The organism is Candidatus Dadabacteria bacterium, assembly GCA_026708565.1.
Classification (GTDB): Bacteria; Desulfobacterota_D; UBA1144; order Nemesobacterales; family Mycalebacteriaceae; genus Mycalebacterium.
In genome coordinates this window covers 18982-28644 of the sequence record JAPOUR010000041.1, presented here as the reverse complement: position 1 = coordinate 28644, position 9663 = coordinate 18982, and the positions used below count along the sequence as shown (strand labels likewise).

Annotated in this window: 9 protein-coding genes and 1 pseudogene; 2 read left to right on the top strand and 8 right to left on the bottom strand. The window is 55.7% G+C overall.

The features are described from left to right. Window positions 1–4 precede the first annotated feature (4 nt). From OXF42_05480 to OXF42_05460, 5 genes and pseudogenes are all read right to left on the bottom strand, one after another. The gene (locus tag OXF42_05480; protein MCY4047541.1) at window positions 5–2104 is read right to left on the bottom strand and encodes a polyribonucleotide nucleotidyltransferase; all 2100 of its coding nucleotides are present in this window, start codon (window positions 2102–2104) and stop codon (window positions 5–7) included. 19 nt (window positions 2105–2123) lie between these two features. Further along, window positions 2124–2393, bottom strand: a complete 270-nt coding sequence (gene rpsO, locus OXF42_05475; protein ID MCY4047540.1) for a 30S ribosomal protein S15 — start codon at window positions 2391–2393, stop codon at window positions 2124–2126. 139 nt (window positions 2394–2532) lie between these two features. Further along, complete coding sequence (locus OXF42_05470) at window positions 2533–3498, bottom strand: bifunctional oligoribonuclease/PAP phosphatase NrnA (protein ID MCY4047539.1); 966 nt, start codon at window positions 3496–3498, stop codon at window positions 2533–2535. A gap of 11 nt (window positions 3499–3509) precedes the next feature. Beyond that, window positions 3510–3806: a transcriptional regulator gene (locus OXF42_05465; GenBank protein ID MCY4047538.1), complete on the bottom strand. Its 297-nt coding sequence runs from the start codon at window positions 3804–3806 to the stop codon at window positions 3510–3512. After that, window positions 3796–4173: pseudogene (locus tag OXF42_05460) on the bottom strand (type II toxin-antitoxin system RelE/ParE family toxin). Before OXF42_05460 ends, OXF42_05465 begins: the two are co-directional and overlap by 11 nt. Before the next feature lie 165 nt (window positions 4174–4338). Here OXF42_05460 and OXF42_05455 point away from each other — a divergent pair. Both OXF42_05455 and OXF42_05450 read left to right on the top strand, forming a co-directional pair. Further along, window positions 4339–4845, top strand: coding sequence for a hypothetical protein (locus OXF42_05455; protein ID MCY4047537.1), 507 nt, complete (start codon window positions 4339–4341; stop codon window positions 4843–4845). A 1-nt stretch (window position 4846) separates the two neighbouring features. After that, window positions 4847–5215, top strand: coding sequence for a hypothetical protein (locus OXF42_05450; protein ID MCY4047536.1), 369 nt, complete (start codon window positions 4847–4849; stop codon window positions 5213–5215). Window positions 5216–5343: 128 nt separating this feature from the next. Here the strand turns inward: OXF42_05450 and rbfA are convergent, their stop codons facing one another. From rbfA to nusA, 3 genes are read right to left on the bottom strand one after another with little or no spacing between them, the layout of a single operon-like run. Further along, window positions 5344–5706 (bottom strand): 30S ribosome-binding factor RbfA, encoded by a 363-nt coding sequence (rbfA, locus tag OXF42_05445; GenBank protein MCY4047535.1) that lies wholly within the window; start codon window positions 5704–5706, stop codon window positions 5344–5346. After that, window positions 5706–8141 (bottom strand): translation initiation factor IF-2, encoded by a 2436-nt coding sequence (infB, locus tag OXF42_05440; GenBank protein MCY4047534.1) that lies wholly within the window; start codon window positions 8139–8141, stop codon window positions 5706–5708. The genes rbfA and infB overlap by 1 nt, the downstream gene beginning before the upstream one ends. After that, window positions 8138–9661: a transcription termination factor NusA gene (gene nusA / locus OXF42_05435; GenBank protein MCY4047533.1), complete on the bottom strand. Its 1524-nt coding sequence runs from the start codon at window positions 9659–9661 to the stop codon at window positions 8138–8140. Before nusA ends, infB begins: the two co-directional genes overlap by 4 nt. Window positions 9662–9663: the final 2 nt, after the last annotated feature.

The window sequence follows — 9663 nt, the reverse complement described above, 5'->3', positions numbered from 1 at the left end:
CCGCCTACCTGTAATCTTCTATATTTTCACCCAGCGCCTCTTTGCGGCTGAGGCGTATCTTCCCGTCTCTTTCTTTTGACAGGCATTTGACAAGCAGTTCATCTCCCTCGTTGACCACATCCGTAACCTTCTCAACCCTGCCCTGCTCCAGTTCGGATATATGCACAAGGCCGTCCTTGCCGTTGTCCATCTCCACTATCGCGCCGAAATCAAGCACCCGCTTGACCTTGCCGAGATAAACTTTGCCGGGCTCCACTTCCTCTATTATCTTCTGAATCCTGTTGATGGCGTTCTCGCACGACTCCTTGTCCGGAGAGGATATAAGCACCTTGCCGTCATCCCCGATGTCTATCTGTGCGCCGGTCTCATCAATGAGTTTGTTTATCACCTTGCCGCCGGAGCCAATGACATCCCGAATCTTGTCGGGGTGTATCTGAATCGTCATTATGCGCGGCGCATAGGCGGAAACATCCTCATTGGGGCGCGTTATAGCCTGTGCCATTTCGCCAAGCACATGGAGGCGCGCCTCTTTCGCCTGACTGAGGGCGTCTGACAGTATCTCTCTGGTAACACCGTCTATCTTGATGTCCATCTGAAGCGCCGTGATTCCGTTCTCCGTCCCGGCAACCTTGAAATCCATGTCGCCCAGATGGTCTTCATCACCCAGAATGTCGGAGAGAATGACCAGTTTGTCACCCTCTTTGATGAGGCCCATGGCAACGCCGCCGACCGGAGCGCGAAGCGGAACTCCGGCATCCATAAGAGACATTGACGCGCCGCAGACGGTAGCCATTGAAGACGAGCCGTTTGACTCAAGAATTTCGGAAACCACCCTGATAGTGTAGGGGAAATCCTCTTTTGACGGCAGAAGGGGCCTCACCGCCCTCTCCGCCAGCGCCCCGTGCCCTATCTCCCTTCTGCCGGGAGCAAGCCGGTTGCTGGTTTCACCCACGCAGTAAGGCGGGAAGTTGTAATGAAGCATAAAGTGCTTCTTTATGTCGCCCTCAAGCGAGTCTATCCTCTGCTCGTAGTAGGCGGTTCCGAGAGTGGCCGCCACCAAAGCCTGAGTTTCTCCGCGCGTAAAAAGCGCCGAGCCGTGAGAGCGCGGTAAAATCCCCACACGGGAACTGATGTCGCGGACGGTTTTGAAGTCGCGCGAGTCCGGACGGACACCCTTCTCCACTATGAGCGAGCGCACCACCTCTTTGGTCAGTTTGTCAAAAGCGTCGGAAACCATCCCCTCCTGTCCGGGAAAGCGGCCGCCAACCTCTTCTCCGGTCTGCGCGCGCACTTTGCCTATCTCCTCTCTGCGCTCATCCTTGGACGGCCTGACAGCCGCCTGCTCAAGTTTGCCGAGGGCGAACTCCCGCACTGCGGCCCCGACCCGCTCCGTGTCGGAAGTGTCTTCCTCTTCAAGAACCCTGTTGGGACGGGCTATGCCGGACGCAAGTTCCTCCTGCATCGCCACAAGTTCCTTTATGCGCTCATGGGCGAACATAAGCGCCTCTATCATGTCGCTTTCGGAAACCTCTTTTGCCCCGCCCTCAACCATCACAATTGCGTCCATGGTTCCGGTTACGACTATGTCCATGTCGCTTGACTCAATTTCCTCGGACGAGGGGTTGCATACCAGATTGCCGTTTATTCTTCCGACCTTCACACCCGCTATGGGGCCCTCAAACGGAACGTCCGACAGAACAAGCGCCGCCGACGCCGCGGTGGCGGAAAGCACGCCGGGGTCCGCCTTCGTGTCCGCGGAAAGCACCGTTATCATCACCTGAGTTGGGTATGTGAACCTTTTTGTTATAAGCGGCCTTATGGAGCGGTCTATAAGCCGCGAGGTGAGAATTTCCTGCTCGCTGGGCCTGCCCTCCCTTCTGAAAAAGCCGCCCGGAATTTTTCCGGCCGCGTATGTCTTTTCCTGATAGTTGACCGTAAGGGGAAGAAAATCTTCCTGTATGCGGCCTTCCTCCGCCACAACCGTGGCGAGAACCACCGTGTCTTCGCAGCTCATCAGAACCGCTCCGCTCGCCTGACGGGCGACCGTTCCGGCTTCTATTTTGTAGTTTGAGCCGAAGAGTGTTTTTTCAACTGTTTTTTCCAAGAATCTGTCCTCCGCTGAATCAGTGCCTGAGACCGAGTTTTTTGATTATCTCGGCGTATTTTTCGGGGCGCGCTCCCTTCATGTAGTTCAGAAGTTTCCTTCTTTTCGCAACAAGGCGCACAAGGCCCCGGCGCGAATGCGCGTCTTTTTTCATCTTTGATGTGTGAGTGGATATTTGCTCTATCCGCTTTGAAAGTATGCCAACCTGCACCGCCGAAGACCCGACATCTCCGGGCTTTTCGGCGAATTCCTCAATAACTTTCCGCTTTTCATCTTTGTCTAAAGGCAAAACTTCAAACCTCCAATTTTACCGGCGCGAGGCCGGACGCCCTGAAAACCAATCCAACAGAGGGAAAATGCGACAACAAGCGCCCCCTTGGGCAACCCGCCAATTATATCACCGCCTCCGAACTTGTCCACAGCGGCAATCATCCGCCGCCCACCGCCTTTAAGATTTTTTCAAGCGCCTCGTCCGTGCCGCACTTAAAGGTGAAACCGGCGGCGTTTTTATGCCCGCCGCCGCCGAACATGGAAGCCACCTCGCTCACGTCAATGTCTCCCCGCGACCTTATGCTCGCCTTCCAGAACAGATTGTCGCCGTCCCGCTCCTGCCTGAAAAGCAGGGCAACGCAAACGCCTTTCACGCTCATGGGAAGGTCAACCATGCCCTCGCTGTCCTCCCTTGTCGTGCGGGTTGACTCAAACATCTCTTTGTCAATGCGAACCCACCCCACCTTTCCCGTCTTGTCGGTCTTGAGGGTGGCGAGGACGCGCGCGAGCAGCTCCATTCTCTCAAGGGACTGGTTTTCGTAGATGGCGCTTGAGATTTTCTCCGGGTCTGCGCCGAGGGAGACCATCTCCGCCGCAACACGGAAACATTCCGGCGTGGCGTTTGAGAATCTGAAAGAGCCGGTGTCGCCAGATATGGCGGCGTAAATACAGGTGGCGGCGGCGGGCGGTATCTGTGCGTCAAACGCCTTGAAAATCTCATAGACCATAATGCCGGTGGCGGGCGCGGATGTCTCAACCCACTTCACCGCCCCCGGCGAGGACTGCTCTTTGTGATGGTCAATTATGGCGACTTCCTTCCCGCAGGACGTGGCGTATTCCCCGAACCTGCTCCCGGCGCGGGACGGAACGGGGCAGTCAAGAACCACAAGGGCGTCAAAATCGCCGCCCAAATCGGAGGAAAGTTTTTCCGAGCCCGGAAGAAACCGCAGAAAAGCCGGAACATTGTCGGAACAGTAAAGGGAAACCTTTTTGCCGAGAGATTCAAGCAAAGAGGCAAGCGCGAGCATTGAGCCCAGAGCGTCCGAGTCCGGACTCTCGTGGGAGGTCAGAAGAAAACTGTTCCCGCTGTCCAGCAGACGGGTTATCTCTTGTGGAACTTTCAACCGCCTTCCCGTCAGTCAATCGCTTCCAAGCCCTTGCGGTCAACGATGTTCAACAGTTTCCGTGCGACTCTGCTCGGCTTTGTCTGTCCGCTTTCCCAATTTTCCACTGTTTTTTTGCTGACATGCAGATGAGAGGCGAAATCATCCCGGCTGCTGCAAGTTTTCTTGCGGATTTGCCGTATCTGTTTGGGCGTGTAGCCCTTACAGAGGAAGTCAAAGTAGCGCATTCTTTCATCGCTGAGAAACCCTCCCTCATGAAGGTCTTTCATTGTCTCATAAACGACTTCTTTGATTGACTTACCGTCCATTGTTTTTCACCTCCCTAAATCTACCGTCCGCAACCAGTTTGTCCAGTTTGCGGCTACTGTATTTTAACAGGTCTTTCGCCGATTCCTTCAATGAAGTCAGATTGTCTTTCTCTATATTTTCACGGTCGCTTTTGGTGAAGCCGCTCATAAAGAAAACCACATCGCCCGCGCGGTAAATCAGCAAAACCCGCGCTCCGCCGCGTTTGCCCCTGCCTTTCAGGGCAACGCGCTTTTTATAGACATTGCCGCCTCAATTGGCATCCACTTGCCCGGCTTCAATCTCTTCCACCGCTCTCCACAGCACGGCGTCAGTCAGCCCTTCTTTGGAAGCCCACTTGTCAAACAGTTTTGTTTTGAACGCCCGCATGCGAGAAGGCACATTGTAACACATCGGCGGGTGGCGGGGTCTCCCCCGTCATACCGTGCTCCGACACGGTATCCAGAGGGGTTGAGGGGTTTGCAGTTGTCTTGGAAGGGGTTATATTGCCTGCCGTTCAACGGTTAGGATGTTTTGAAAAAGGGGGGTGTCGGAATGACGCGAAAAATAATGCTGGCGATTGTGCTGGCGGTAATGGTGAGTGGGTGCATTCCTGTTGCCCACGCGCCGCAAGATACCATACCACCAAGGCACTTGTGGCCAAGTTGTTACAACCGCGTAACGCTTCACCACACCTTCACAGGGCGCGACATAAAGGTTGCGGGACACAGAAGGCACAGCATAGACAGTTTGAGCGACTTGGACGGTTGCCAGTTGTCGCACAAACAGGGCGACACGCCCGTTTATATCTGCGGTGTTTGCGGCAAACAAGTGGACAAGGAGTTAGGTCAAGGCATTGACCAACTTGCCTGTGTTTCTGCGGAACACGACAAAAAATACGGTGATGGTTATCTGCTCGCCACCACGAAGAAGTGCCTCAATCTTCCAGAAGGTAAAAGTGTCGATTGCATCGCCAAGCATACAGACAAAAACATTGTCAGGGCTTGCGAGAAAAAGGTCTATGGCAATGTGAAGACCCCAGACCCAGAGGAGGACAAGTGAGATGGACGGAATAATAACAGAGTGGTGGAAACTGGTTGACCGCCAATCACTGGCAACCGCGATATGCGGGTTTCTACTGTATAAGGTGTGGTCGTGTATATTCGGCAATGTCCTGCTCCGCGCTTGGTGGAAGGACAGTATTTTCCGTGCCTATGTATGGCGGGGAATAGCGGCGATGTTACGTGTCTCCCGCAAAGTTTACACCAGAGGTAGAGAAATACCGGAAAGACATGTGATGGTGTTAATGGAAGCCCGCGCAAACGGGGTTCTCAAGAGAAACTCGCACACGGAAGACCCGCAAATCAAATCCCTTATAAGGGAAGTGCAAGACATTAAGCAACTGTTGGTGAAGGATGCTACCAACAACTAACCTTGTGCCTCTTTTACCATTTAACCACCTCCCCGTCCCCTCTGGATTCCGTGTCAAGCACGGAATGACGGAAGAGGGACGGCATAACGGCAAAAAAGCGGCTCTTTTATGAGCCGCTTTTTATCCCTTCAACCGCCTTCCCGCCTTATTATCTCATCCACCCTGCGGGCGGAGTCCGCCACATCGTCCGGGCTGAACTCAAGGGACGGAACTTTTCTCATATTGAGCCGGGAGGCGACCTCGCGGCGGAAAAATCCCGAAAGTTTGCCGAACGCCTCGCTCATCGCGTCCGGCGACCCGCCCTTCATGTGGGTGAAAAAAATCTTCGCGTGAGACATGTCTCCCGACAGGGAAACATGCGTTATGACCGCATGGGAAACCCGCCTGTCTCTTACATTTCCCTCGCTGATTATGTTTGCTATCTCCCTCTGCAGAAGGTCGCTCACGCGCTCCCTTCTCTTGCCCCCCGCAGTATGCTCCCTCGCGGCCATCAGAGTTGCTGGGCGGTCTCGTTAAGGCGGAACACCTCAAACACATCGCCCACCTTTACATCGCTGAAGTTTTCTATCGTCATTCCGCACTCGTAACCGGACTGCACCTCTCTCACATCATCCTTGAAGCGCCTGAGCGAGCCGACCGTGCTCTCATAGACGACCGCCCCGTTCCTGACTATCCTCACATTCTGCCCCCTGAGCACCTTGCCGTCATCAACCACACAACCCGCCACAATTCTTTGCCCCGATATGCGGAACACCTCTTTGACCCGCGCATGCCCTATGGTCTCCTCTTCAACCAGCGGGTCAAGAAGACCCTCCATTGCCAGTTTCACCCTGTCCACAAGTTCGTAAACAACCGGGTAGGTCTCAATGACCACCCCGCGCTCCGAGGCGTCCGCCGCGGCTTTTGAGTCCGGACGGACATTGAATCCTAAAATGATAGAGCCGGTAACATAGGCGAGTTCAACATCGGCGCCGCTTATGCCGCCGACAGCCGAGTGCGCGATCTTGACGGAGCACTTTTCGGTGTCCAGTTTTTTAATGGAGTCTCTGACCGCCTCGGCTGAGCCCTGAGTGTCGGATTTGAGAATGAGGGAAAACTCCTTGGGACCGGCCTCCTGTTCCTCCGGGGATGGCATCGTTTTTAGGGAATCCATGGAAAGGGGCTGCGGAACAGACGGCGCGTCCTGCCGCCCCAGAACAATGCGCCTGTTTTCAACTATCTGCCGGGCAACCTTTTCATCCTTTACGACATGAAACATCTCTCCCGCCTCCGGCACACCGGGAAGCCCCATCACCTCAACCGGCGTTGAGGGACCGGCGGTTTTAACCTTTGCTCCGGCGTCATCGGTCAGCGCCCTGATCTTTCCGCAGAACAGCCCCGCGACAATCTGGTCTCCGACACTGAGCCGCCCCTGCGTGACAATTACATCCGCTATCGCCCCGCGCCCCTTGTCAAGGCGCGACTCAAGAACAACCCCCTTTGCGAGGCCGGAGCCGGGAGCCTTGAGCTCAAGCACATCGGATTGCAGGATTATGAGTTCAAGCAACTCCTTTATTCCCGTGCCGCTTTTCGCCGATATGTTGGCAAACATTGTGTCGCCGCCCCACTCCTCGGACACCAGCCCGTGCTCGGACAGCTGCCTTCTTGCGTTTTCAGGGTCGGCGCCCTCTTTGTCAATTTTGTTGACCGCAACTATCACCGGAACTCCGGCTGCCTTGGCGTGGCTGACCGCCTCAATGGTCTGCTCCCTCACCCCCTCGTCCGCCGCCACAACAAGAATCACAATGTCATTTATACTCGCGCCGCGCGCCCTCATTGAGGTGAACGCCTCATGGCCGGGCGTGTCAATGAACACTATCCGCCTGTCTCCGGAGGCAACCCTGTATGCGCCGATATGCTGAGTTATTCCGCCCGCCTCGCCGGAAGCGACATTGGCGTTGCGGAGGGTGTCCAGCAGGGTCGTTTTCCCGTGGTCAACATGCCCCATAACACTCACGACCGGAGGGCGCGAATCTTCATCTTTCAGCCCCGCCGCCCGGTCGTTCAGGTAATCCGACTCGTCAAACCTGTCAACCTCAACATCAAGCCCGTATTCGGCGGCGATAAGGGTGGCGGTCTCATAATCAAGCGCGGCGGCGGAGCGCGGGTCAACGCCGACGCTTCTCGCCTTCGCTCTCACATCCCCGATTCGTATCTCCATTCTGCGGGCAAGGTCGTCAAGGGTTATGGTTTCCCCTATCTTCACACTCTTCTTGCCCGGAGGCGGCGCGGGGGCCGAAGGCGGCGAGGACGCTCCCTGCTGGGGCCTCTGCTGCCTCTGCCTTCTTATATTGTCCTGTCTTCTGCGGAGGCTTTTTTCATCGTCAACCACATACTCTTTCTTGCGCGGCGCGGACGGCGGACGGGACGGCGGCTCATCGCTCTTTTTTGAAAGGTCGGAAACCAGAGCGTCTTTCATCCGGCGGGCGAGAATCTCTTTTTCAGGGTCAACTTCCTTCGGCTCTTTGGGCTTCTGAGGCTTCGGGGGAGCGGCGGGCGGTTTTTTCTGAACCGATTCCTGAACAGGCTCATCGGCGGCGGGCGGCTTCGGGGAAGACGGCGCGGGGGGAGCGGCTTCCGGTGTTTCCTGCGGGGTTTCGGCGGCGGGTTTGCGCCTGCGCCGGACAACAGCGCCGGTTTTTTTGCGCGTCTCAACAACCTTGCCGACTGCGGACTCTATGGTTTTGACCTGATCCTCGGCGGGCTTGGGCTTTTCCGGCTCCGGAGGAGCGGTGAGAAACCTTCTTATTTTCTCCGCATCTTCGGACTCAATTGAGCTTGAGGCGGTTTTGAGGTAAATCCCCCCTATCTTTTCCGCGGCGGAGAGAATCTCTCTGCTTGAAACGCCTATCTCGCCCGCAAGTTCATGCACCCTTTGCGAACTCATGCCTTCTCTTCGCCGGCGGCGCTTTGCTCCTGCGTGCCGGTTTCCTCCGTCTGCCCGGCAACGGCGGGCGCATCGGGGCTCACGGCGGGCACGTCATCGGGGTCGGCGGTCTGTTCATCGCCGTCCCCCGCCTCTTCCCCGGCTTCCTCTGCCTCTTCAGCCGCTTTCTTTTCCTCCGCCGCCTTCTTTTCGGTCTGTTCCTTCACGTTTTCCTGAAGAGCCGTCCTTGCAAACGAGATGATTTCCTCAACCTCTTCGTCGCTTTTGTCGCCGAGAACATCTTTGACGCTTTTGGAGTCCGCAAACACAATGTCTTCAAGTTTTCTGAAGCCCTCGTTGTACAGCAAACCCGCCAGAACATTGTCCACCGAGGGCAGCCGCGCCAGCATGGCGAGGGACTCTTCCTTTTCCTGCTTCATCTGGTCTTCGGTTTTGATGTCTATGCGCCACCCGATGAGGATTGAGGCAAGGCGCACATTCTGCCCGCCGCGCCCTATTGCAAGCGTGAGCTGGTCTTCATCAACAACAACCTCCATCTGGTTGTTGTTCTCGTCTATTATCACCTTGTTGACAACTGCGGGGGACAGGGCGTCCGATACGAACCGTCCAAGATTTGCCGACCATGGAACTATGTCTATCCTCTCGCCCTGAAGTTCCTGAATGATGTTCTGAACCCTTGCGCCGCGTATTCCCACACACGCCCCCACGGGGTCAACATCGGGGTCGTGGGAGTAAACCGCTATCTTCATCCGGGAGCCGGGGTCTCTGGCTATGGCCTTTACCTCTATAATGCCGTCCGCTATCTCCGGAACTTCGCCCTCAAAAAGCCGCTTTACAAAATCCGGCGCGACCCTTGACAGAATGAGGCGCGGAACTTTCCTCTCTTCGTCTATCTCAAACAGAAGCGCCTTGACACGCTCCTGAGGCTCGTAAAACTCCTTGGGCGCTTTGTGTGAGTAGGGAAGAAGCGCCTCGGTTTTGCCGAGGTCAACCACTATGCTTCTTCTCTCTATTCTCCGCACAATTCCGGTTACAAGCCGCCCCTTGCGGCTTATGAATTCCTCGTAGATAACTCTGCCTTCGGCCTCTTTGACTTTCTGGAGGATTTTGTGTTTGGCGTTCTGAATGGCGACCCGCGTAAAACCCTCGTGCGTGAACGGTTTGCCTTCGCTGTCTTCAAAGCCGTCCGCATCGTCATGGGAAAGCGGCTCGGAACTCCAGACCTTGATGCCTATCTCCTCTCCCACCTCGGATTCCGGGTCAAGTTCCTTCGCTCTGCCGACCTCCACCTGCCGCTGCGGGTCGGCAACCTGTTCAACAACCTCTTTGTATCTGAAAAGTTCAACCGCCCCCTCTTCCTCATTGTATTGAACCTCAAACTCGCCGGACCCTGCCTCGGCGCCGGTAACATTCTCAACGGCGCTTATTACCGACTCTTCAATGGCCTTGACCACCTCCTCCTTCTGGAGGCTTTTCTCCCTCACAACGGCCTCTATAACTCTATTCAACTCAGTGGACATTT

Excerpts from the sequence above, each read along its gene's own strand:
- rbfA (MCY4047535.1), bottom strand. The coding sequence starts at position 5,706 with ATGGCCGCGAGGGAGCATACTGCGGGGGGCAAGAGAAGGGAGCGCGTG.
- OXF42_05465 (MCY4047538.1), bottom strand. The coding sequence starts at position 3,806 with ATGGACGGTAAGTCAATCAAAGAAGTCGTTTATGAGACAATGAAAGAC.
- OXF42_05455 (MCY4047537.1), top strand. The coding sequence starts at position 4,339 with ATGACGCGAAAAATAATGCTGGCGATTGTGCTGGCGGTAATGGTGAGT.
- OXF42_05450 (MCY4047536.1), top strand. The coding sequence starts at position 4,847 with ATGGACGGAATAATAACAGAGTGGTGGAAACTGGTTGACCGCCAATCA.
- infB (MCY4047534.1), bottom strand. The coding sequence starts at position 8,141 with ATGAGTTCGCAAAGGGTGCATGAACTTGCGGGCGAGATAGGCGTTTCA.
- nusA (MCY4047533.1), bottom strand. The coding sequence starts at position 9,661 with ATGTCCACTGAGTTGAATAGAGTTATAGAGGCCGTTGTGAGGGAGAAA.